Source organism: Lachnospira multipara LB2003 (genome assembly GCF_000702205.1).
GTDB classification, from domain to species: Bacteria; Bacillota; Clostridia; order Lachnospirales; family Lachnospiraceae; genus Lachnospira; species Lachnospira multipara_A.
The window spans coordinates 255,387-280,729 of the sequence record NZ_KL370871.1; the positions used below are offsets into that span (position 1 = coordinate 255,387).

Annotated in this window: 21 protein-coding genes; all 21 read right to left on the reverse strand. The window is 32.6% G+C overall.

The annotated features are described in order from the left end of the window. Nucleotides 1-6: 6 nt before the first annotated feature. Nucleotides 7-3,069, reverse strand: a complete 3,063-nt coding sequence (locus T537_RS0110640) for a DEAD/DEAH box helicase (RefSeq protein WP_051637225.1) — start codon at nt 3,067-3,069, stop codon at nt 7-9. 198 nt (nt 3,070-3,267) lie between these two features. Continuing rightward, nucleotides 3,268-5,265 (reverse strand): hypothetical protein, encoded by a 1,998-nt coding sequence (locus T537_RS0110645; RefSeq protein WP_031557827.1) that lies wholly within the window; start codon nt 5,263-5,265, stop codon nt 3,268-3,270. A gap of 283 nt (nt 5,266-5,548) precedes the next feature. Beyond that, complete coding sequence (locus T537_RS0110650) at nt 5,549-5,941, reverse strand: pyridoxamine 5'-phosphate oxidase family protein (RefSeq protein WP_031557829.1); 393 nt, start codon at nt 5,939-5,941, stop codon at nt 5,549-5,551. Nucleotides 5,942-6,077: 136 nt separating this feature from the next. Next, nucleotides 6,078-6,926 (reverse strand): DegV family protein, encoded by an 849-nt coding sequence (locus T537_RS0110655; RefSeq protein WP_031557832.1) that lies wholly within the window; start codon nt 6,924-6,926, stop codon nt 6,078-6,080. A 115-nt stretch (nt 6,927-7,041) separates the two neighbouring features. After that, nucleotides 7,042-7,809: a class I SAM-dependent methyltransferase gene (locus tag T537_RS0110660; RefSeq protein ID WP_031557834.1), complete on the reverse strand. Its 768-nt coding sequence runs from the start codon at nt 7,807-7,809 to the stop codon at nt 7,042-7,044. 130 nt (nt 7,810-7,939) lie between these two features. Continuing rightward, the gene (locus tag T537_RS0110665; RefSeq protein ID WP_081823293.1) at nt 7,940-9,037 is read right to left on the reverse strand and encodes an ABC transporter substrate-binding protein; all 1,098 of its coding nucleotides are present in this window, start codon (nt 9,035-9,037) and stop codon (nt 7,940-7,942) included. Between the two features lie 33 nt (nt 9,038-9,070). Then, on the reverse strand, nt 9,071-9,850 hold the full coding sequence (locus T537_RS0110670) for an ABC transporter ATP-binding protein (protein WP_031557839.1): 780 nt from the start codon (nt 9,848-9,850) through the stop codon (nt 9,071-9,073). After that, nucleotides 9,844-10,797: an ABC transporter permease gene (locus T537_RS0110675; RefSeq protein WP_034244686.1), complete on the reverse strand. Its 954-nt coding sequence runs from the start codon at nt 10,795-10,797 to the stop codon at nt 9,844-9,846. The genes T537_RS0110670 and T537_RS0110675 overlap by 7 nt, the downstream gene beginning before the upstream one ends. Before the next feature lie 263 nt (nt 10,798-11,060). Next, on the reverse strand, nt 11,061-11,435 hold the full coding sequence (locus tag T537_RS0110680) for a hypothetical protein (RefSeq protein WP_031557844.1): 375 nt from the start codon (nt 11,433-11,435) through the stop codon (nt 11,061-11,063). Beyond that, nucleotides 11,410-11,931 (reverse strand): hypothetical protein, encoded by a 522-nt coding sequence (locus T537_RS0110685; protein WP_197018741.1) that lies wholly within the window; start codon nt 11,929-11,931, stop codon nt 11,410-11,412. Before T537_RS0110685 ends, T537_RS0110680 begins: the two co-directional genes overlap by 26 nt. After that, nucleotides 11,918-12,703, reverse strand: coding sequence for a DUF4417 domain-containing protein (locus tag T537_RS0110690; RefSeq protein WP_031557849.1), 786 nt, complete (start codon nt 12,701-12,703; stop codon nt 11,918-11,920). Before T537_RS0110690 ends, T537_RS0110685 begins: the two co-directional genes overlap by 14 nt. Nucleotides 12,704-12,913: 210 nt before the next feature. Then, nucleotides 12,914-13,243: a helix-turn-helix domain-containing protein gene (locus T537_RS0110695; protein ID WP_031557852.1), complete on the reverse strand. Its 330-nt coding sequence runs from the start codon at nt 13,241-13,243 to the stop codon at nt 12,914-12,916. Between the two features lie 280 nt (nt 13,244-13,523). Next, nucleotides 13,524-14,603, reverse strand: coding sequence for a HigA family addiction module antitoxin (locus T537_RS0110700; protein ID WP_031557855.1), 1,080 nt, complete (start codon nt 14,601-14,603; stop codon nt 13,524-13,526). Next, nucleotides 14,566-14,892 (reverse strand): type II toxin-antitoxin system RelE/ParE family toxin, encoded by a 327-nt coding sequence (locus tag T537_RS0110705; RefSeq protein WP_051637227.1) that lies wholly within the window; start codon nt 14,890-14,892, stop codon nt 14,566-14,568. The genes T537_RS0110700 and T537_RS0110705 overlap by 38 nt, the downstream gene beginning before the upstream one ends. Nucleotides 14,893-15,209: 317 nt before the next feature. Then, entirely contained in the window at nt 15,210-15,530 is a 321-nt protein-coding gene (locus T537_RS0110710; RefSeq protein WP_027430166.1) for a nucleotide pyrophosphohydrolase, read from the reverse strand. Between the two features lie 71 nt (nt 15,531-15,601). Next, nucleotides 15,602-17,467 (reverse strand): DUF2075 domain-containing protein, encoded by a 1,866-nt coding sequence (locus tag T537_RS0110715; RefSeq protein ID WP_031557860.1) that lies wholly within the window; start codon nt 17,465-17,467, stop codon nt 15,602-15,604. A 183-nt stretch (nt 17,468-17,650) separates the two neighbouring features. After that, nucleotides 17,651-20,278 carry an ATP-binding protein gene (locus tag T537_RS0110720; RefSeq protein WP_031557862.1) on the reverse strand — a complete coding sequence of 876 codons (2,628 nt, stop codon included), beginning with the start codon at nt 20,276-20,278 and terminating at the stop codon, nt 17,651-17,653. Further along, a complete protein-coding gene (locus tag T537_RS0110725) occupies nt 20,269-21,393 on the reverse strand; it encodes a metallophosphoesterase family protein (protein ID WP_031557864.1) in 1,125 nt (374 codons plus the stop codon). Before T537_RS0110725 ends, T537_RS0110720 begins: the two co-directional genes overlap by 10 nt. 97 nt (nt 21,394-21,490) lie before the next feature. Beyond that, complete coding sequence (locus T537_RS0110730) at nt 21,491-22,354, reverse strand: restriction endonuclease (protein ID WP_031557867.1); 864 nt, start codon at nt 22,352-22,354, stop codon at nt 21,491-21,493. A 108-nt stretch (nt 22,355-22,462) separates the two neighbouring features. Further along, complete coding sequence (locus tag T537_RS12980; RefSeq protein WP_031557869.1) at nt 22,463-23,635, reverse strand: HNH endonuclease domain-containing protein; 1,173 nt, start codon at nt 23,633-23,635, stop codon at nt 22,463-22,465. Between the two features lie 248 nt (nt 23,636-23,883). Beyond that, nucleotides 23,884-24,501, reverse strand: coding sequence for a flavodoxin family protein (locus tag T537_RS0110740; RefSeq protein ID WP_031557871.1), 618 nt, complete (start codon nt 24,499-24,501; stop codon nt 23,884-23,886). Nucleotides 24,502-25,343 lie beyond the last annotated feature (842 nt).

Genomic DNA, 25,343 nt, shown 5'->3' on the forward strand with positions numbered 1-25,343 from the left:
CTTTTATCATTTACTATTCTCAACTCTTAAGATTCCATAACATAATACTTCCGAAAATATATCCGCTTTTTTCTTCTTTTCTTGTAATTCATCATAAAGAAACTTGTAATCATTCTTTGCCTTATTTATTTTTCCTTCTGTTAATCTTAAATATACTTCACCAGAATTGTTAGAATTTAATTTTTGATCCTCAAGCATTGCAATACGTGCCATAGTGCTAGTATAAAGACTTGTTTCTCTATACTTGATTCTTTCCTCTGTTTTTGCTTTATTTTTCTCTATTTCATTTTTCCAAATATCATGACTTTTCTCTTCTAATTCTTTCCAATCAAATGGATCTTCATACTCTTCATTATCATCCTCACAATTTTTTAAAAAGCCAAATATTGCATTGTCTAAATCAGAGTTTTCCGATAAAACTCTAATCTCTATATCTTTCTTGTCGCTAACTATTACCCATTGATATAGAATAAAATGATAAACACCCTCTTTTATATCATCAGTTGTTACTTTAATACGACAAATAGTTTTCTTATTGCTTTCTAAAAATTCTGCTGCCTGTCTAACCATAGGATGAGTTGTATTAATCAAATTAAGATTCATATCCTCTAAACCAGCTTCTGAACTAAAAGTAACCTTCCAAAAAGTCCCTTCACCTTTTAAATACTTCTCATATGCTCTTACCAGTTTATTCTTTTTATAATGTCTGCCTTTAAAATCATCTAATAATACTTTTCTTGCTTCCTGTGATAATCTAAGGTTTTTTATATTCTTTTCACCTAAAAGATACTCTGCTGGTTTTTCTAAAATTTCATTTAAAAATTCCTCTACTAAATTTTCTATCATATCTTGTGATAGCCAATAATTCTTAGCATTATCTAATTTTTTATCAAATTCTGCACTATCTATATTTATTCCAAAAAGCTCCCTTTGTTTTTCTTCTAATTTTTCTTCTTCCTGTATAAAACGAACCCTGTTGTCTGTCATTTGCTGTAGGGCATCTCTTCTTTCTTCGTCTGACATATCAAAATTAGTAGCTATTTTATTTATTTCCTTAGTAACACCACCTAATATATCTTCACAATCACCTATTGATTCTTTAAATACTCCCACTCTTAATAAACATCTATCATATATGTCTGCATCAATTGTTCCTGGAGTTATTAGATTATAAATATTAACTTTCTCACTTGTTTGACCATTTCTATCAATACGACCAATTCTCTGTTCTATTCTCATAGGATTCCAAGGCAAATCATAATTAATCATGCAATCACAAAATTGGTAATCTAATCCTTCTGTACCAACTTCAGAAAATAACATAATATCTATAGCGTTTGAAGAACTAATATCTGTAATTGATGGATCAAATCTTTCTCTTAATTCTAGTCTATCACTATCTTTTACTCCGCCATGAATTAAACCTACTCTGTAGCCATCACTAATTAATCTCTTATAAAGATAATTCAATGTATGTCTAAAGCTACTAAAAATCATTACCTTATTTTTTTCAGATTGCTGTTTCTTTTCGATAATTTGTAGCATTGCATCATATTTAGGATCTTCTTCCGGTAAATTCTTAGCTAAAGTAATAATCTGATTTATTCTTGTATTAATTTCTAAGTCACTTAAAATTGAAGAATTATCAACAGAATCATAGCCTTCATCAAATTCAAAAATTAATTCATTCTCATGCCTTCTTAATAACTCTTCAAGCATGGGAACAAGACCAAATAAGCAACTTGCTACTTGGCGTCGTATAGTTGTCATCATAAACATCGTATTCTCTGTCATATGTATTATTGATAACATTTCATGTATTATTTTCAAAATTGCATCATGTAACATTTTTTGTGCAGATGTAAATTGAATTTCAACTGTTTGCGAATCTCTCGTTGTATAACGTCCAATATCCCTTCTTCTCGTTCTATTAATAACATTTGAAAATGTATGCATATTTTCAACATCTGTTATTAACTTAACGGTATCTTCTATTTTAATTTCATTACTTTTTAATTTTGATATAATGTCCTTTACATCAGGGTTATCACTAAATATTTTTCTTCCCCAAGCGGTATTGCACGCTTTATTTATATTTTCTAGTGCTTCTTCCTGCCAATTATCTCCTCTAGCTCTTATTATTCTTGATGCAGAATTTATAAATACGTTTGGTTCTGACATTTGTTGAAAAGTATTTTTGTCAATCACATAATCTGGTCTTAAAAGTTTTAAAAGTGTATATAAATCATCTGCTTCAAGCTGTACTGGTGTAGCTGTAAGGAATACTACTGCCTCCGCATTATCTACAAAGGTTTCAACTGCTTTATAAGCATAAGTTTCTGTATTTCTAATATGATGCGCCTCATCAACTATTACTAAATCAAATTTAGGTGGATCAACTTCTAATAATGCTTTTGTCTTTCTTTTATATTCATCTGAACCCTCTACTTTATTTTTATCAAATAAAGAAAAAGGAATAATTGCTTTACTATATTTTTCCGGCCATTCTCCCTCTAAATCCATTTGACTAAGGCAAAACTTAAATTTATCACCATCTATAGGTTCAAATGATTCATCAAATCTTTTCATTTCCAATTCCCACTTACGTTCAGCTATAAGTGGACGCGGACATATAATCAAAACTGAATTAATATTACTTCTTGCCTCAAGTTCTTTTAAAATCAATCCTGCTTCAATTGTTTTTCCAACACCTACGCCATCAGCAATTAATAAACGAGGTCTATCTGAATTTATAAATTTTAAAACAGGTCTAAACTGATGTGGTATTATATTTATTTTTGCACTGTTAAGCGAATAAAGCGAAGAAACCACTGGATTTCTAATTAAAGACGCAGTTATCCTAGCATTAAAGGTATTAAAACCTACATAGTCTTTTTTTGACTCTAAATCTATCTTCTCTAATTGGGATTCATAATAAGTTTTATCACCATTCTTGGTATAAACTGTATACTTTGTTTCTTTTTGATCCTGAAAGATTCCAATTACAGCACCTTCAATGCTATTATCCGAAATAAGTGTCACCTTATCTCCCATTTTAAAATTTGCCATAAATGCTCCTTAATTAGTATAAATACAAGATTTCAATATTCTATTATCACGAATGTTATATATACTAATTATATAGTTTTTAACCTTTTCTTTCAACTTTTAAGATGGAATACTTGCTTTCATTAAACACAAAAAGACCTAGTCTCTCGACTAGGTCCTCATTTGCTTATTTATAAATTAATTATGTATTTCTTCTTCCTATATTTCTTTTATCTCATGTCTCTTAGTAGCCACTATTACTAGTGCTGATAGGATTAGAACTAAGACAACTAGTGCCATCTGCTGTTTATCGCCTGTATTGCTTGTGTCTGCTGCGACTTCGCCAGCATCTTCTATTACTGGACTCTTTACCTCATCTGATAGTGCTACTGTGTCTTTTGTTGTTGGGCTTGGAAGGACTGTTGCTGTGTCTGCTGCAATCTCACCCTGCTCTGTTGTATCCTGCTCTTTTGTAGTCTGCTCTGTTTCGGATTGCTTAGTATCATCCTTTGTTGCTTCTTCTTCAGGCTTGATATCAGCTGGGTTCTCTTCTTTTGCAACTGGATCTAGTTTTAAATAAAGACCTGGATCTAGAATAACTCCAGCTGTGTAATCAGGTGAATTTGGTGTCTTTAAATAATAGCCTCCATAATAGGACATTTCAGTAGCTGCTAATAAGAAATTTCCGCCCTTATTTAATTTTTCAATACTATCTTCCTTTGCCTTTAATCTAAAGCTAAGCTTTTTTTGATACTTATTAAAACCAATATCATAACTAAATTTAGAATCATTTACTTTGATTATACCTGGAGTACTAACATCATCAATTTTTTCTGAGCCCTCTACTAATTCAAAATCTTCTCCAATTATTTCTTTAAGATTTAAATTAATGCCTAAATATTTTTCCATATCTAAAGGATTTATCATATATGTAACATCATATGTGTAATCCTCGCCCTCCACAGGAGTATAATATCCGTAAAATTCAAATATATTCTGGGCAATTTGTATATTTACACCCTCTGGTTTTTCCTCTGGTTTATTATAAACTACAACTACTTTGTTCTCGCTACCGCTTTGGGCATAGCCTGTGTAATTGTCTGATTTTGTAATTTCAACCTTTCCTGTATATCCTTCAGGTCGATTATAATCAATGTCATTATTAGGATCAGCTAAATTATCATTAAATGGAAGCTTATCACCAACATAAATCATATTTGATTTTGCATTAATGAAACGCAACTCACCATTATCATTATAGTTATACACAATTGTATAACCAGTATATTCCCTATACTTATAAACTACGTTAACCACATTTTTATCATCATCTTCTACAACCTCAATGGTTCTGACATTATTGTCATCAATAAATCCAGTATCTTGATATCCATAAGGAACAAATTTTCCACTATACTCTATATCAGATTTATTAATAGTTGATCCAACTTTCATATTAGCGTAAGTTGTATCATCTGTTCCTAGATAATACTTATAGTTTCCATCTTCATCCTTTTCATCACTTACCTTATCTTTGTAATAATTAACAACTACTGTCCTAAAAGCTGGTAGATTAATTTTATTAACTGTATAATTTTTTCCTACCACATTAATTACAGGAGTACCCACTGCATTTTCGTATGTATACCTATATGTCATATCATAAAAAATAGCAGTTTCACCACCTCTTAGCACTTTATCCATTGCAGAATCCTTTGCTTTTACTTGAAAGCTAAATCTTATTCTAGACGATTCATTAATTTTAAATTTGCCCTGTAAACGGTTGCTACTTGATGCTGTAATACTACCAAGGTTTTCTGAAATAATAGTAGCTCCATTGATTTTTTCAGAGCCATTTACAAACTCAAAATTCTCATTAATTTTCCCTTTAAATATCACATTAAAATCTGTAAACTTTGCTATATCTAAAGCATTGGCCACGACATTAATTTCATATGTATAATCATCTTCATTTACTCCAGTTACATATGAACTAAATTCAAAATAATTCTTTACATTAACAATCTCTTCTCCAAAAAGCCCTATATTATCATCACCTGAATTAATATCAGTCATTGGATAAAGCTTTCCTATATCTTGCTCAGTTGGTGCTTTAGCTGATACATCTGTCTTAAACTCTACTAATTGTGACATGACAATAATTAATACTAACCCTAAGGTCACTAACTGCCTAAACTTTCCCATTAGTTTATTCATTTTCTCTCCTCCATACTCTTACATTAAAGATTTTTTGCGAACTATACTAAAATCGTATTTTATTTCGCAAAGCTTTTCTTATATTACCCCCTCTCATCCCCCTATCCACCCCTCTTTTGGTGGGTATTTTGTTGAATAATGCAGGTGAGTTGTTTTTATTAAAGTGCAATATTTTTTAGTATAAATAAAAAGCCCCATACTTTAGTATGGGGTCTTCAGCTCTAATATATTCTATTATATGCTCACTCTATTAAATACTAATCTTATTGCTGTTTATCTTTGATTAGAATTCAATTGTTTCTGGTTCTCTAGTAAATGAACAAAATGTAGCTTTTGCATTTTTAAAATATAACATCTGCATGTTATCATCATCTGCACTATACATTTTCTTAAGACTTGGCATTGCTTCAAGCATTGCTTCCTTTACTTCTTTTGAATCGTCATTTACTAATTCTCCACAAACTCTAATCCATTCGCCACCCTTAAAAGCTGTAAGTTCTACCTTAGGATTAGCTGCAATCTGCTTTGAAACGTCCTTAACCTTACCTGTCTGGATGTAAAGCTTATCATTACATAATAAAGCTGTTCCAAAAGGACGCACTCTTGGCTGATTGCCTTCTACTGTTGCTAAATAATACGTCTTTGCTTCTGTTAAAAATTGGCATACTCTCTCGATATTCTGCATATTTGTTATCTCCATTTCTTAATTAAATTCATTGTGCATATTTAGATTGTACTCAACTATGTTTATAATAATACCGTAATTTTTAGAATACAAGGGATGAGGAAAAATTTAGATTTTGTTAAGACTATTACTCCTCCATAAATAGCACCCCAAGTGTTCCTGGGCCACAATGACTTGAAATTACACTTCCTGCTCTTGTGACAAGTATCTCATCAAATCTATTTAGGGCTTCTAGTTTCTCCCTTACCTTAGCAATCAGTTCTTTATCACAACCTGAATGTGTAATAAAGACTCTATCTTTCTTTGCCTTAGCTAGCTCTTCTTCTAGGTCTACTACGTATTTCAAAATTGCAGAATCGATGCTACCTCTGTATTTTTTACTAGCGATCATTTTTCCATTTTCCACAACTATCTTTGGATGGAGCTTAAGTAAGCCCCCTGCTATAGCTGCGACGCTTGAGCACCTGCCGCCTCTTTGAAGATAAACTAAAGTGTCGATTACGAAACTTGCTCTTACACGATGTCGCATTTTTTCAATTTCTTTTACGATAGTTTCGGCAGATTCGCCATTTTTAGCCATAATAGCAGCCTCCACTACAAGATGCCCCACACCTGTTGAAAGATTCATAGAGTCTATGACATGAATCTTATCTTCCTTTTCTAACTCTTCTGCTGCGATACGCATAACATTGGCAGTTGTGGACATATCCTCAGAAATTGCAAATGCAATTATTTCCTCTCCGGCATCAATATATTTTCTAAAAAGATTGATTGCCTCCCCAATTCCTACTGCGGAAGTCTTAGGAGTTTCCTTATGTTCATCGGACCACACATAGATTTCATCAGGGCTTATGTTGACACCATCAATATACTCCTTATCCCCCATAACCACATGAAGTGGCAAAATATCAATGTCGTATTTATTCAAAAGTTCTTCAGATAAATCGCAAGTGCTATCAGAAATGATTTTTATCATGGTTCCCCTCCGTTTCATTAAAGATATACATAATTTTAGACTGCAAATCTTGCAATGTAAAGCAAAAGAAAAAGGCGCAACCACTAGGGTCACGCCATATAATAGAAAAGACATATCACTTGGTTCCCACAAGTAGCATAGATCCTCTTAGTCCGCAAAAATAGCCCTCGAACTTACTCATAAATCTACCCTCATCTGTGCGTATTAGATGAACTTCTTCATAGCCATCCGCTCTTAATTTGTCCACCAATTTTTCTATGTCGCCGTATTTCGACTTGGTCATAATATCATGAATTGCGAATTTGCCGCCCTTTTTCACAGTACGTAAACTCTCTAAGATAAGCTCCTGCTTGTTAAATCCAGAAATATTGCTGTATACGTAGTTACACACAAGCCCGTCAAATACTTCATCTTCAAAATCAAGGCTAGATGCACTGCCTTGCTTAAATTCCACGTTGCCAACACCCTCAGCCTTGGCATTTTCTTCGCACAAAGCCTTTGAAAAAGCAGCGTATTCCTTGCCCCATCTATCAACACCAATAACTTTAGCATCTGGATTTTTCTTAGCCACTGCAATTGAAAGTGCACCACTTCCAGCTCCAACTTCCAAAATCTGACCTTTCACCTCTCCTAAGCACTCTGCTGTCCCATCAATAATTCGTCTTGATAACTGCCTCTTCCCATCATAGGAAAAAGCCATGTACATAAAGGTTAACCTAAAGGTCGCAAATAGGAATAAAATGGACACAATTGCAAAAATCACAGTCAGCTCCACCATATCCTTCTTATAACCTGCATATGTAAAATACGCCGCGATGACACTGGCTCCAAAAGACGAAAAAATCAACCTTTTAGGCACCCAATTTTCGTAATTTGCCTTCATAAAAACCCTCCCCAGTATTTCAATTTCTCATTTTTTCTTAAAAATATCTATTAATGATATTATAGCATTAATCTGACATTACTAGGAAGTTAAATTTGATTTTTAATATTCAAGACAGGCAGTTATATAATTAATCTCCGCAGCATCCCTTTTCTTTTTCTTTAAATGTATTGCTCTCTTTATCATAAATTATAGTTTCTGGGACATTTTCCAAGGTTGGATAAACCTTCTTAGTAAATTCTTCAAGGTTAAGGGATGGATCTAAGTCGCCTGTTTCCTGTAAGTCCCTAAATGTAGACACAAATGTCTCTCTACCAAGTTTAATTGAAGGTTCATAGTTTAAGCCTGCTAAAATCTCGCCATATTTTACAACGTCTTCATCGCTTTCTGAAGGCATGTATCCATTAGCAACCTGGAGTCTTGCTGCTTCTTGTGGATTTGCCTGTACAAAAGCTGCGGCTTTTTGAATTGCTCTTGCATAGGCAGCTGCGCCTTCTGGATTTTTAGCTATAAGATCTTGTGAAACATAAGCCTGGCAGCAGTATTCCTCAGAAAAATCCGGATCTATACCTATATCAAAAATCTTCTTAAAATCATAGTTTTTCTCTGCTGTATAAGCTACCGGGTCATGAATTCCAATAGCATCAACTGCGCCCTTATCAAGAGCTGTTGGAAGATCTGTCATTGCATATGTTACAAACTGAATATCAGCGTCGCTTCCATTTATTTTAAATCCAAGACGGTAAAGTTTTCTTTTTAGCTGAATTATTGCTGAATCAGACAATGATGCAACACCTACTGTCTTTCCCTTTAAATCCTCTAGGCTGTCTATTCCAGTTCCCTTTTTAGAATAAAATTTAGTACATCCTCTATGTAGGCCAGTAACATAGGCAATCTCAAGACCGTTGGCAATAGGCTGCATTAAAGTTCCTGTAAGTCCATAACCTGCATTAATTTCACCACTAGTAATCTGTTCTGTAATAGTATCCAGATTAGATGTTACAATTTCGTACTCCTGTCCAATAGCTGCAAATTCCTCATCAAAATATCCGTTAATAATTGCAATGTGTACTGGGGCAAGGCACAAACTTTCCTTGTTGTTTAATATCTTAACAATATTCTTATCCTTTGTTGCCTCCTTCTTACCCTGTCCACAGCCAGCAAGTGTTGAAGCAAACACAACAACACTTAAAACTAAGGCCCATAATCTCTTCATCTTTTTCATCATAATTCCTTCATTCTCCCTTTATTTCATAAAATTTTATAAATAATACTCAGGTTCAACATTTTCCCCTGCGTAATTAAGTATCTTAAGTATCTGGGTTCTGTACTTGAGAAAGTCCTCGTTTCCCCTGGCTCTAGGTCTAGCAAGTTCTATATCTATGACTTTTTCTATCTTGGCCGGACGAGGAGTCATAATCACAACCTGATCTGACAAATATATAGCCTCATCAACATCATGAGTTACCATAATAATTGTAATTTTCTGCTCCTTCCAAATTCTTAGAATTTCATCCTGCATATTCATCCTAGTAAAAGCATCTAGTGCGCCAAGTGGTTCATCAAGTAGCAAAACCTTAGGATGTCCTACTAGAGCCCTTGCAAGAGAAGCCCTCTGATTCATACCTCCCGATAACTGATGTGGATATGAATTTTCAAAACCCTTAAGCCCCACCATCTCTATGTATTCCTTAACATCCTGCTTTTTTTCTTTATAAATTCCCCTTGCCTTTAATCCAAAGGAAATATTTTTCTCTATAGTTAACCATGGATAGAGATTGGCCTGCTGAAAAGCAAATCCCCTGTCATGCCCCGGTTTTTTTATTTCTTCCCCGTCAAGAAGTATCACTCCCGTATCTTGAAGGTTTAATCCTGAAATTGCCCTTAACAAGGTGGTTTTTCCACAACCAGAGGGTCCAATCAGTGATATGAAAGAGCCAGGCTTAACCTTAAGATTTACATTATTAAGGGCTTTAACCTCACTGCCATCAGGATTTGTAAAGCTTTTTGACACATGGTCAATCACAATTTCTCCTACCATTTAATTACTCCTTTCTGCCATCCAAGTAATCTGTCTCTTATTTTGAATAAAAGGGTAATAATCAAATTACATAAAAGTGCCAATACAATAAGACCCGCGTAAACATTGGCATACAGCATCATGCTTTTTTGCCAATTTAGATACCAACCGATTCCCGATTTACATCCAAACATCTCAGCCGTAACCAGTGTGATGAAGGAACCCGTAGTTGCATAGAAAAATCCTAAGAAGACACTTGGCAAGGCTGCAGGTATCCCCACCTTAAAAATCTTATAGAACTTACCAGCCCCTAGAGTGTCTGCCACTTCAAAATAAGTCTGCTGCACATTATTAATTCCGTTGCTTGTCATAACTGTAATCGGGAACCACACCGCTAGGGCTATCATAAACACTGCTGCCTGATATGATGTGCTAAAAAGCGATAACACCAAAGGCGACCAAGAAGTTGCAGGTATGGGACCGATTATTTTGATAAATGGGTTTATCCAATAGGCCAATTTCTTATTAAATCCCACTACTATACCAGTTATAAAACCTAGGCTTGCCCCAACTAAAAATCCTATTCCTAGAAGTTTTGCCGATGATAAAATACATTTCACAATCAAAGACCTATCCTTTACAAACACCGCAAAAACTCTATCTAGAGATGGGAAAAAAAGTACTGGCAACAGGGCATATTTACTGCAAACCAGATTTATAATGCTAAGTAACAGTATCCCTCCTGCAAGTAGGGGAGCTTTTTTCTCAAACTTTGCTGATAACTTATTACTAAAAAAGGACAGCAGATAAAAAAATACGATTATTATCCCTGCAATTCCTAGAAAATACAGAAAGTAGGGCTTGTCTGTAACAGGTTGTCTAGCTGCGTTTGGAATTAACACAGCCACTGCAATAGCAAGCAACAAAGATATGATGACACTAACTTTCTTAATCTCTTTCACTAACATGTTCTTCCTCCTTCTAAGCAAAAAAACCAGAGGTCCTGACACGCTTAACGCGATGCCAACCTCCGGTTTTCCAGTCAGTTTTTGATTTTTATTCACCAAACAGTTTCATATCAATTTATAAATCCTAAAATTTAAAAATCGCAGTTCTTATAAAGCGCCCGTTTGGGATACAAAAATAGTATCATGCCAAATATAATTTGTATAATCTGTGTAATTAATTGTTGGTGATAAATGAAACTTATTATGGGATGAAATTTCTTTACTTAAGATACTTCCATTATTACTGTTAAATTGTTGTTTATTGCATAATCTAAAATATCCAATATTAAATTATAAGCTTCCTTAGTCTCTTCATTTTTAAATTTTTTATTACCATATTGCAATAAATCTTCTTTATATTCTTTTAAATCAATTTCATAATCGTCACATGTATAAGCGCCTTCTTCTTGATGATAATCTCTAGTAAATCCCTTCCAACCTTTTCCTTCCAAGTTGGCCTCTTTAAATATTTCATCAAAATATCCACACCAAATATGAATGTTTATGGAAGGATTTTCCTTTATCAACAGTATTATTTCTTCTTCTCCTTCAAAGCCTTCATACAATTTGTAATTATTTTTTAGATTTCCAATGTCCATTTTTTAACATCTCCTTTTGCTTCTTTGTCGCCATTCCATTTTTTCTTGCCTTTATTGCCTCATTCCATTTTTCTTTATCTATCCATATATTGTTTCCTTTTTTATCTTTTCCAATTAATACTTCTACAACTTTATGTCTAGCATTAGGTCCGTATCCAATACCTTCCTTTTTTCGTTCAACAACCCATGTATTTCCTTGATCTTCTGGAGCGTTAGGAGTTCTTTGATGCCATCTTGAAGTATAATTATAACCATCTTGTTTCCATTGATACTTTATCTGCCTATATCCTGCTATTTTATTCTGATCTTTTATACTAGCTCCTGGAGGAATTTTAATAGGTGAATCTTTAGGTAATTCGTTTTTTAAAAAGTATTGTTCTTGTTTTAAATTATTTAATTCTATTTCACTAGAAATAATTTGTTCTTTCATTTCGTTTAATGATAGCTGTGAATTTGTACCACACCCTGTTCCTTGACCTATGTTACTTATATGCATTTTTTCGTTCCTCCTTTAACTTTATATTTCTCTCTTTTAAAGTATTTGGAGGAATAATTACATTTATGCCTTTTTTTATAGCATACTCAAAAACATCTAATGCAGTTGTATAATCACCACAAACATCATAAACTATTATTGCTTCGAGCTTTTCCAATTTATCTACAGTATATCTTATGGCCTTCTTTAAAAGCTTCAACTCATATTCATCTTTCATATAACCTTTTGTACTAAAACCAACAACCGAACATTCTTCCAAGCCATCTAAAAACCACTTAAAACTGTCTTCACTCGGAAATGTTATTGTCGGAATTACCACTGCATTTAATTCCGTAGTTAACCATATAGCAACTACCCTAGCTTTAAATATTCTATACTCATTATCAATAGCAATCCCATCACCACACTCACTATAGTCTGGCGTAAAGAAAAATTTTACATTTTTAAACCTTTCTTTGAATTTTTTTAAAGTATTTTCGTCATTGAAGTAAATTGCTTCAAACAAGCCATTTCTACCATCAATTGTATTATCATATTCAAACCATACAACTGCTGTATTTCTTGTTTTATAATATGTACTTTTTTGTGAATATAATGCCAAATAATCAGGATATACTTTTGTCCTACATACAATTTGTGGTAAATTTTTTTCACCACATTTAGAAGTCAGGTTAGTATATTTCAGATAATAAAGATTCATCAACTTCATATAATTTTTTTCTTCTTTTACTTTTTTACCTGTTTCTGAAACTATAATCTTATAGTATTTCATAAAAATCTCCTTTCTTATCGAGAAGATTTCATGATTTAAAATCTTCTCAGTAATTATTTATTGAATTATTACTGAGAATCTGGTAAACTCAACTTGCGAGGTAGTAGTCTATCAGATTACTCATATTAAAGCACTGACAATTTATTTGTTACGTGCTTTTTTTAGTCAAGCTTAAACTCTAACTGATTTTATATCTGCCATTCATAATTTTCACTTTTTAATTTCATCGTTTCCTCCTGTATCTATTAATAATTTAATAATTTCCATTTTTTCTTCTTTGCTCATTTTTGAAGCATTTCTTTCAATTAAAGACTTTGCAAATTCTAGATCTCTATCTATATCACCATCCAATAATTCATCTGTAGTTATTCCTAAAGCTTTTGCAATTTTCATTAAGTTTTCCTCTCTAGGCACTCTCTCTCCTTTAATATATCGTGAAATTGCAGACTCTGTAATTCCTGTATCTACTGATAGTTGTTTTTGTGTAATGCCCTGCTTTCTTAATATTTCCCCAATCTTATTAGTTATTACTCTTGACATTATACGTCCTCCTTAGAAGAATTTAATTTTCTTCTTTTAACAAGATATCATCAAATTATAATTTTGTCAACACGTTATATATATATTGTATTTAATTCATTAATTTTAAACTAGATATAGCGTTTATAACGTATTACTTGACATTTTAAAATTTATAACTTTTATATTATAACATATTTAATTAACCTTTGCCAAATTTTAATTTTTTTGATTTTTAATAAATATAAAATAAAAGCACCTGCCATGTTGACAGATGCCTTTAACCAAATCATTATCAATACTATGCCCACTCGTATCTTGGTCGAGCCTTCCAAGGAATTATTTCATCCTTCATAAGCCTACCTTGGACAATATAATTTTTCACATTCTGTGTGCTTGCAAATCGCTCAATCTCACTTGCTCTTTTATATCCCTCTGCAGCCACAAATTTCTTGTATGCCTTTGAATCAATTAAGAACTCGCCTGCCATACTATCAGCCTTTGCTTCAACTTCTCCTGAAACCGAATCAAAATCAATGAATTCATGTTTTGTGTCGCCATTTAAAATATGGGCAATTTCATGAAACAACGTAAACCAAAAGATATCAGCAAACTTTTGTCTCAATGTCATACATAGAATTAATGCCCCATCTTCTGTTTTCTTAATAAAGCCCTGCACCGGCGCACCAGTAAAGTTTGGAACAATTCTAAAAGCAATTCCACATTCAGAAAAAATAGCAGTCAATTTCTTCTGAATTTGATTTGCCCTCATGAACATTACCTGTTTAATATCAGGTATCATCTCTCTTAGCTTTTCCGTGTCTACTTCATCTGCTATTTCGATGTTCTTTGTAAGAAGCTCACACATTCTTTGCCATGCAAATAGTACATACGGATCTACATTTTTATTTTGAGCACGGTAAGCAGCTGCATATGAAATTTTTGGAGTATCGAGCAGATTACTAATACCAAAAATCATCCGAAAATCCAGCACCATTGCGGCAGGATTCGTTTCTTTATCAAGCCATCCAAAAGACGTCCAAACTTCTATAACTTCCTTAAGATTTTTCAGAACGCCTAATTCGGCTTCAGTGATATTATTCACTTCCTCAAACTCAAGTAATTCACGGTCGTAGTTTGCTTGAAGATTCATCCAAAAAGATGTCTCAATTCCCAAAGCATACTCTAACTTTCTTGCAAAAGCAGCTGATATGCCCTTCTGTCCATGAATAACTGTACTGATATGCTTTTCAGTCATTCCAGTTCTGACAGCAAGTTCCCTTTGCGACATCTCCCTGTCTTCAAGTACTTCCGCTAATGTCTCTCCCGGATGAATAATATAATCACGGGATAATCCAACTAAATTTTTTTCCTTTACCATGATAATCAATCACCCCTTCGATAATTAGTGTGTCGCAACTCTTAAGGCTTTCTGCACTTAAATCTTTTGCTTTTGGTTTAACAATCAAGCGATAGTTTGCGGAAACCCTTAATGAATATGACCCCTTTCGGTCGCCCTCCAAGGATTCCATTTTTCCTATTCCAGATTGTCGAAGTGCTGAAAACGAGGTAAACGCAACAATTTGATTATATCGTTTCTTAACAGCCTTCGTTAATTCTGCACCGATTTCCTTTTTCATTAAGTTTTTAGAATTACGAACATCATTCAAATCGTCAAATAGTTCTTTGACCTCATTATCTTCATACTCAACGTTCAGAACAGGATCACCTCCCTGTTAAAAACTTACCTTTTAGGTAAGTATATTATAGCATTTCTAAATGAAATGTCAACGCTTTTTTGAAGATAATACACCAACAATCTACAGAACCAACAGGCTGCGCTCATCATAAACACTCCCCTGCAGCTCCATCTGATTGCGGATGCACCGATCAAAAGCCATGATTGCAGCTACAATACCAAAAGAGGCCAATTTACTGATATAGTAAATCGGTCTCTATAAAATTTAATTATTCTATTATACTCTTCTTAAAGTTGGTCGTACTTTAAAGCCTTACCCTTAGCTTTCTCAACTGGGTATTTAGCTTCGTTCTGTGTCATCTTCATATTTACGATTTCATCTGCATCAAGACCTAACTTATCTAGTAACTGCTGGCTACATATAAGTACGTCTGCAAGTTCTTCTTTAACGCTTTGCAAATCGTAGTTATCGTTATCCCATTGAAAACACTCTAGAAGCTCTGCTGCCTCAATGACAACTGACTTTGCTAAGTTAGCAGGTGCGTGGAACTGATCCCAATCGCGGTCCTCTGAAAATTTTCTAATACGGTTAATTGTTTCTTGGTTCATTTTAAACTCCTTTATAAGAATATAAAGAACCTACATCAACTATTAGTTAATGTAAGTTCTTGCTTACTATTCTATTTTAGACACTCTCTTAAATAATTAGCTAAGTTCTTGTCAGTACAATAAACATAACAACCCTTCATTCCTCGTGTCATAAGGGTTCTGTAGGTATTTTTTATAATCTCATCTGCCTCAGATAAAGCTTTCTCTGGATTCTCCTTATAGAGCTTTTTAATACCCTTAAGAGATTGGTCAGTTGTGGCTCTCTTGGTAAAATCTGTGACTATGTGCCCATTTTCATAACGCATATCATCACCAATAATTACGCCAACATAATCAAACTCAAGTCCCTGTGAAGTATGAATACAACCTACTTCATTAACTGAAGTGTCTGAAAGGGCAAATGGCTGAGAATCCGATAGATTCCAGCTCATCTCAAAATCGCCAATCTTGATATCATGCACGTTAGTATCTGCTTTACCATCTTTTAGCCATTCCCAACAATAGCCTGCAACCATACGAGCTCTATTGTGAGAATTTAAGTTCTTTTCTATGATAATATCTCTTACTTCATTAGGATCATCAACGATTTGTATATCATACTCAATATCTTTCAAATCATGATTTGCTGTCTCTCTAATTTCTAGCACATCATCTAGCCAAGCAAGATAGCCATCTGAACCATTACATCTAAACTGAGACAACAATTCCATTTCAAGAATTTCAGAATCTTCTTCGTCTGCCCATTTCTTGATTTCACCAATAGAACCAATATCACTTAAAGTAACTCTCTGACTTTCATCTATAAAGAAAACGCTACATAAACTTGCATTTATAATTTCTTTAATCTGGTTCTCTCCCTTGTTATGGAATAAACCAGACTTCTCATTAAGTCTATGGGCTTCGTCGCTAAGAATAACATCGATTACATTTTTATCAACATCAACATAAGAACCTGAACCCTTAAACATATTATTAATACTTGATTTCTTAAAGCCTGTAAGTTTCTTAGAATAAACTTCTCTAGGCGCACTATTCTTAGAGGTATACTGAACAAACATACCTTCATTAGTTAGCTTTGCAAGCAAATTAATGGCTACAACAGTTTTTCCTGTGCCTGGACCACCCTTTACAACCACCGTACGTTTCTTTAAATCTGTCATACACTGCTTAGCCACCCTTAAGATTTCCTCATACACAACTTTTTGCTCATCAAGCATAACAAATTCCTGATTGCCCTTTAACATACTATTTATCGTATCCTGAAGGCTTTTAGATGGTCTTATACGTCCATTATCTATGTCGTATAGGACTTCTTTATTATCCCCTATCTTAACAGATTTTTTGATGAATTCTCTTAATTTATAGACTTCACCTCGACCAAAAATCGGAGCATCCTCAACGTATTCTTTATATTGATTTTCCTCTAATTTTTCTGGATTGGATTTTCTATAATTATGCATAAATGCGCATGGATGAAGAATTATGTTACCTTCCTGCACATTTTGATTATAATCATAAATCATAGCTGCATATGACCAAGCCTGATATGATGGATGAACTACCTTTCTTATGGCGCCTCCTGTAAAGGTCTCAACTAAAGCATCCTGCCCATTTACTGTATCTACCTTGTCCCACTGCTTTAACTCTATAATAATTACATTAGGATCTTTCTTCTCACCATATCCTGATATAATAAAATCAACTCTCTTTGAAGTTTGTGGAATATTATATTCTATAGCAATACCTGAGTTTTCTGGAATTGTGTCATCATTAAGCACTTTATACATGTATTCTAATGAATTCTCCCAAGAACGAAATTCATTACGAGCTGTTTTTTTATGCATCTTGTTATAAATTGTCTCTTCAATTTCTTCTGCTATAGAGTCTTCTTCTACAGACCTTAAAAAATCTTTCTTTAAGCCAGAATAAACTAACATATATCCTCCCTTAGGTCTTTATTCTTTTTCATTTTTTTAAACATAAGCAAACTTTTTTTATTATTTAATAGTGTTCTATTTCTAGTCGCCTTTTTATCATAACTCTCAGACGAATCATAAACAATCCTTCTATCCTTATATTTTACTGATTTACATATAATTACAGCCTCGTAAATTATATAATTACTTCTCTATCACTCTACTATCATGACAAGTAAAATATATAATCTGATATTTTTCTGATATCTTCTTTAAGAAATTCTTACCACCTTGAATCTTATCTTCATCAAGATTTACAAAAGGATCATCAAATATTAAAAATGGCTTTTCCTGAGTATACATTGCATCTATCATAGCAAGTCGTCTGCATAATCCAACCATGTCACTATAACCCGCACTTAAATGTGCAATATTATGAGACGTGCCCTGTTCTATAAGTTGAATCTCAAGTTTAGCATCAATTTCATATTTCTTACTATCATCATCAGTTAATATTGAATAATAACTATCAAAAGCTTCCTTAATTGGATTAGAGTATTTCTTAAGATAGTTTTGTTTTGCTTCTTCCAAATACTTTTCAGTAGATCTTAAAATTTCATCTCTAAATATGTTCTCTTTATATAGTTCTGTTTTACTTTCTAGTTCTAGTTCTTTTTTTTCAATTTCATCAAGCTTTTCAGATAATTCATCACTAGTTTTTTGATATACATGTAGACTATTTATAAGTGCATCTCTTTTTTCATATAAAGCATTATTTTGATTTGCATATTCCTGTACCTTTTCTGCAGCATTTGCATCTACTGTCATTAAAGCCTCCATATCATTTACTTCTTCGAAACTATGTAATTCTTCTCTTTTTTCAATTACTCTCTTTTCAATTTCATTGTATTTTATAATATTCTTTTCTAATCTATAAAGTTCATCAACATAATTCTGATTCAACTCTAGATTTAAATTATATTCATCATTAAAAGAAAGCAATTCATTTTTTATATTATCTAACGATTGCTTATTATTCTCATATCTTAACTGTTTATCATTTAATCGATTGTATTCTGTACAATCTGATTTTAAAGAATACAATGTCTTCTCGAATAAATCCTCAGAAATATCATTATAATAATTACTCAATTTTCTAACAATATTTTTCCCTAATTCAAGATTATCATCATTAACGATACTGTTTTCCTGTCCTTTTCTATTCTTAAAAGACTGGTACTGAATTAGTTCTCTATTAACTTCATCTAATGCATGTGTTATTGAGTCATCTGTATAAAACTCACCATAGTTAAACTCTGATAAAAATGCTCTCACCTTAGCATCTAACTTTTCAATTGTTTCGTTAGCAGTATTTATTTCTAAATTTAAATTTGCAATCTTTGTTTCTAACGCATCATTATTTTTGTTAGATGATAATACAAATCCTAACACAGCCATTACAACAGCAAAAGCACCTGATACAAGGCCTACAATTGGTAATTTAATAACAGCTAAAGAAATAATAGCAACTACAATTGCAACTGCTGCTATGCCCCATAACATATAGGATATAGAATTCTTTTTATTACTCTTTGTATTATTGTAAGCAGTAACTTCAGCATTCTTGTTAGATACATTACTTTTTAAGCTTTTAACGTCTTCCCAGTTACGCATCAATCCTTCAACCTCAGAAGTTTCTGGTAGTCGTTCTTTATACTTAGCCTTTAGTTGTTCCCATTTAATATTTTCTTCGCTTGATAATACACTATTATATTTTAATGCACTTACCTCATTGTATTTTTTTATATCAGATTCGATTTCTTCAAGCTCTATATTTGATGGTACTCCATTAACAAATAATGCCTTAAGTTTTTCTAAGTTTCCTGCTTCTATTGAAGTTAACTTCATTTCTTCTAATGACTTATTCTTATATTTGTAATCATTAGCCTTATTTATTTCCTCATTAAGTTTTGAAAGCTCCAACTTTTTATCTGGAATACTTTTCTTTAGCTCTTCTAATTCACTTTCTTCTAAACTAATATCTTTCTGTTTTCTTTCATACTCTTTCTTTTTATCAGCATTATTAATAACTTCTTGAATCTTCTTTTGTTTCTCACCTATTTCATTTATCTTCTCTTCTATTGCTAATTTATTAATCTTCGTAGCTTTGATATTTTCATTAACTTCATTTAGTTCAGATTCAATTCTTTCTTTTTTAGAAATTTCTACTTTTAAGAAACTTATCTCATCTTTAAGTTTAGGTAAAACAGAATTTTTATTATATGATAACGAATTATACTCATCCTTAATCTTTTGAATTATTTTTTCAAAATTAGATAAATCACTTGTTACTTCTGCTTTATCAGTTAATTTTGCCGACATATCCGGTTTTACTTCTAACTGACAATCCTGTTGTCCAACAAAGACTGTATTTTTAAATGCTTCTAAATCAATACCAAATAATTCTTCACCTATATTATCTTTTAATTTTTTTATCTCTAATTTAGTATCTGCATTAATGAGCTTATATGTATCAGCGCTTTTTTTCTCTCCAAAATTTCTCTCTATTGTATAGGTATTGCCATTTTCTTCAAATGTTAATTGTCCACCATAAACCCCTGCTTGCCATGGTTTATAAATAAACCTCTCTTTAGCTATATTGTCACGTTTAGTTTCATTTTCAAATCCGTAAAACATAACCTTAATAAAACTAGCTAATGTAGTTTTTCCCCAGCCATTCTCTTCATTTATACAATTTATATTTTTATCAAAATCTATTGTTACATCCGATAATTTACCAAAATTTTCTATATGACATCTTATTAAATGCATTTATTAATCTCCTCCCCATCTAAGGCTTTTATTCCACATCTGATTATGGCAGCTTTTTTCTCTTCATCTATATCCTCAAGACCACTTACCAATCTTACAAATTCGCCTTTTAATGAAACGTCTCCTGAGTAATCTTTTACATCTACTGCAAGCGTACTTTCATCATATATCTTAACGAAGAAAAATCGCTGTTCTAGATTAGTTGTCATATATGAGATGCTCTTTTCAATATTCACATCCACTTCACCAGTTAGTATGATCTTAATCATATCTTCCTTAGTGCATTCAATCTGTGATAATTCAGCATTAATCTTTTCTAATACTTCAATTGTTGTCATACATTCAGATATATCAACTGCTACTTCATATAAACATCTTGTTGAAAATGCAATAAAATCATCTCTTAATTCTTTTGTGTCCTCATTAATATCAAGCACTACAAATCCGTGTACGCCTAATTCATCAAATCCGCGACCTTCAAGACATCCTGGATAACAATAGATTCCTCTTGCGTCCAATTCTCCTCTTTCATATTTATGTACATGACCTAGGGCTAAGTAATCAATATTTTTATTACGTAAATCACTACGACTAATTACTTCTGCTCTATCCTTGCTTTTATGTTCATTTTCTTGTCCATGTAAAACAACAATATTAAATTCATCACTATTTAAATGTAAAGATGAATATATCTTGTTGTTATTATCATAAGTTAATTCGACCCCAGTAACTGCAACTTTAAAATTTCTACTTGTTTCTGATACTATATAATATGTTTTCCATTCATCTTCAAACATGTGAAGATTTTCTGGTACTACATCTAATGAAGTTATGAAATTATTGCTATCATGGTTCCCTCTAAGATAATAGAATTGAATATTAGGATAATTTGTTATATTACCTATAACAACATTTTGTACTTTAGTAGATACGTTATCTCTATCAAATAAATCTCCAGCTATAATTATATGCATAATTTCATTTTCATTAGCATATTCTACTAGCTCTGCAAATTTATTTAGTATCTCATTTCTTCTCTTTTTTGCTTTTTCTGCTTTTAAATTGGTTTCTAGTCTAGAATCCAAATGCAAATCCGCACAATGTAATATTTTCATATTTTCTACCTCTTAATTTTCAAAATATTTTTATATAACACAAGGGCAAAAATCGAAATATCATTTGATTTTTGCCCTTATTAATTCCCTCTAATTACTAAAAATCATCCTCTGTTAAAAAACATTCGGATTTATCAACTACGTGTTTATTTACTATTATTCCATATTTATTTAACAATTCAATAAATTTTTCTCCATCTATTAATTCAATATTTTCTTCTTCTGCAAATTGTTTTGCCCCGGCCGTAAAATTACCTGTTGTAATTATTATTTTATTATCGACTTGATAATCTTGTATAATTATCTTCTTTACAAATGGTTTACCAACATTAGATTCTGTGTCTATACACTTGCATAACACAATTGTTTTTTTCCCATTTTTATCTAGATATAAACCACATTCATCAGCTTTTATTTTCTCTTTTATTTCATATCCCATCTTTAATAAAAGATCTCCACATAAATCCGTAAAAGCATCATTCATGTTTTCGTATTTATTTGCGAGTTTAACTAACTTTTTTGATTTCCATTCTTTCTCTTTCTTTATTCTCAAAGATTTTAATTTACGTTTTTCTTGATCACACAACTCAATTTTATAATTTGTTCTTAACTCTAGGACTAATTCGTATATATCTTCAGCATAATAACTATAAAGATAATTTTTATCAAAAAACAGTTCACTACGCATCTTTACTAATCTGTTATTTCGTGTGTATCGCTCATCTTTTGTTCCATCTTTCTTGTGATGGTACCAATAAGATTTTCTTAAAACGAAATAATTTCTATTCTCCTTTTTTCCTTTTCTCACTTTTATCGTATTACTTATACTGGATAAATCATACTTTATCATAAAAGTTTTTCTTCTAGCCGCCTCAACTAACATTATTACAACATAAATGATAATAGCAACAATACCAAACACAATAAAAAACATTAAGGAAAAAATATCGTCATCAAACATTACAGACTCCTTTACAAACATTAATTATCCCTTATATTTATTTGTTCCGTTTTTTATGAATTTATTATAACATAAACTTATTAGCTTTTATACAACTTAAAACTAGTCTTATAACCACACCTGATAGCCCTGCCTTTTGGCAGAATCATACACAGGCTGCATATTTTTTTCTAAAATTCCATAAAACTCATCTTTTGAATTTCCCTTGCGATACAATTCCTGATTTGCCCAAATCGAATGCAAGTTATCCCTAAAGCAGCCTTCAAAAAGTCTTCTAATCTCTGGCTTACTCCCATCATTTACCAACTGATACATCAAATATTGATTCCTAGCAAATTTTTTAAAAAATGGATTCCACTTTGGCAACTTATTGCTTTTAGCCAAATTTAACGAGCTATCCATAGGCATTAAATTCCACAGCTCATCATTCATCACAAAAGACCAAGGAATAAAATGATCCACATCATAAGCCTTATCATCAATCACAGTATCCTTGAACACATCCATCACAGGACTTAAATCTATAATAGCATCCCAAAGCTTATGCACATGAGCGAGCTTTCTTACATTTTCATCCATAGGCTCTAGCTTATAAACCAAACTTGGCACCTCAGGATTGTTGTTTTGTAGCCACTTCACCTTCTCATACTGAATCCAACTAAGAATAGCAACGGTGTTGTCTTGTATCATTTTAATCCAAAAAGAATTGAAAGCAACTTCCCTGTTAAGCCCCGTCTCCCTGCCTATTATATAAGGCAAAGCTCTAAGTTTGTTGACCTCTTCAATATAAACTGTCAACCTGCCAATGCTCTCCCAATTTGGATTTTTCTCGTATCTATCAAAAAATCCCGCCAAAGCCCTATAAGGCACCATCTTTGTCAACTGAATCTTAACCGCCCTCATGGCAGTTTCATTGGCCTTTATCGCATTTTTAATCTCAATCTTTGATGCGCTTGTGGGCAAATCACTAAGCTCCTTTAATAAAAGCACAGCCCTCTCAAGGCCATCCCTAACCTCGCCTAGAACCACGCCGCTTAGATGGATGTGATACTCTAGAACCGTATACCATGCATTTGCTATCATCTCATCTATTATTTCTGAAAATGTAGTTCTTTCCACATCTTCAGCGATCAACTTCACGCAAGCCTCTAACCAGTAGAATTTGTAGCAATAAGAGGGATTCTTTAACATTTGATAAAATGCTTCCATATCCAAATGGTTATAATATTCTTCCTTAAGATTAACTTTTAGTCCACTTTTTTCAAAATCAAATTCAGCCATTTCTCGTCCTCTCTTAATTCTCTAACATCATTTCACCATAATTATATGGTCTCATTCAATTGCATCTCAATTGCATCATCGTCAATTCAATTATATCATTTTGGTAAAAATGATATAATTGAATTTCAAGATGATGTTATTAAACTAAAAAACAAGCCATAAAAATACCGACCTCCCATCGTTAGATTTTTAGGTCTAACTTTTGGGGGTCGGTACAAATATGACTTGTCTTTTCTCACATATTTTTCTTATCTCACAAAATTTGTTGCCTGCCATTCTTCTTTTTCTGGCAAGCCGTATTTTTCCTTGCCAAGGGCGATGCTCTTAATAAGGAATGACATGTTTCGTGCAAGTACGCGCATTGTCTGTAAGCCTTCCTTGTCGCTTTCGGCTTCTCCCTTTAATCTACCGTGAATGCTATTCCAGTACTGGCTTGATGCCACCGGCATGCCGCTTATTGTAAAATACTTATTTAACTCGTCAAATGTTGCTGATGAGCCGCCTCTTCTAGCAACTACCACGCTTGCTCCAACCTTCATTGTCTTATCAAAACTTGTGCTATAGAAGAGTCTATCAAGACAGGCGATAAGTGTTGCATTTGCAGAAGCATAATATACTGGAGATGCTACAACGAGTCCATCTGCTTCTTCAAACTTTGGTGCGAGCTCATTAACCACATCATCAAATACACATTTTCCCTTAGTTGAACAGACGCCACAAGCTATACAGCCTCTTACATCTTTTTGTCCGATTTGTACAATTTCAGTTTCGATTCCTTCCTTATCAAAAATCTTCACCATCTCATTTAATGCTATTGTTGTATTGCCCTCTATTCTTGGGCTTCCATTAATTATTAATACTTTCATATAAATCTCCTTTATTACCACACCAAAATCTTATTAACTATATGATTATAGCATTTTTGTCAATCTTGGCGGGATGTATAGGTCTTAATTAATATATAGTGTAGAGGTTAATTTGTCCCGTGTCCGCATAAAGGCTTGTTTCTATGAGAAGTACCCATACGCCATAAAAAAGCTTCCTAAGGGCAACAAATTTCATTTCACACGGAAGAATTTTAATCTTTTTGGGAGGATTCTATGAGATTTAGATACTTTTCATTATTATACTCTCCCAAAAAGACTGATTTTCTCATCCAAATCATCAATTAATCTTCAAAAAAGATTACAGGTAAAATTTTTACAATTCTTAATTTGCTATTTAGTTGCCTTTTACAAGGAATTTTCCATTATTTAGGCAAACCCCGGACCCCCCACTCATAAAGATTTCACCCACACAAGTCACAAAAAATATGCGCCTATAAATAGGCGCATACTCTCACTAGTATCAAAATAAATACCGTTCTTTATAATTTCAAAAAGTCATAAAATAAGACTCGCATGTACTACGAATTTTTCATAAAGCTAGTCGTAGTCCATGGATTTGCAGACTCCACATGCAAGATGCATATGGCTTAAAGAATCACACATAGATCATGTATGAATTTGTTAAAATATAATAACCTGGGGTTATTGGCAGTTTGATTAGCTCTAATCGCACTAAACTAAATTGAATTAAAATACATTTATTTGAAGATACATAACTTTAACTCAACATAAATTAAGATGCAGCTTTACAACTGCCCTAAAGAAGTTTCGATGATTCACAACCACATTGATATATATTTAGTACTTTATATTTCATTTAT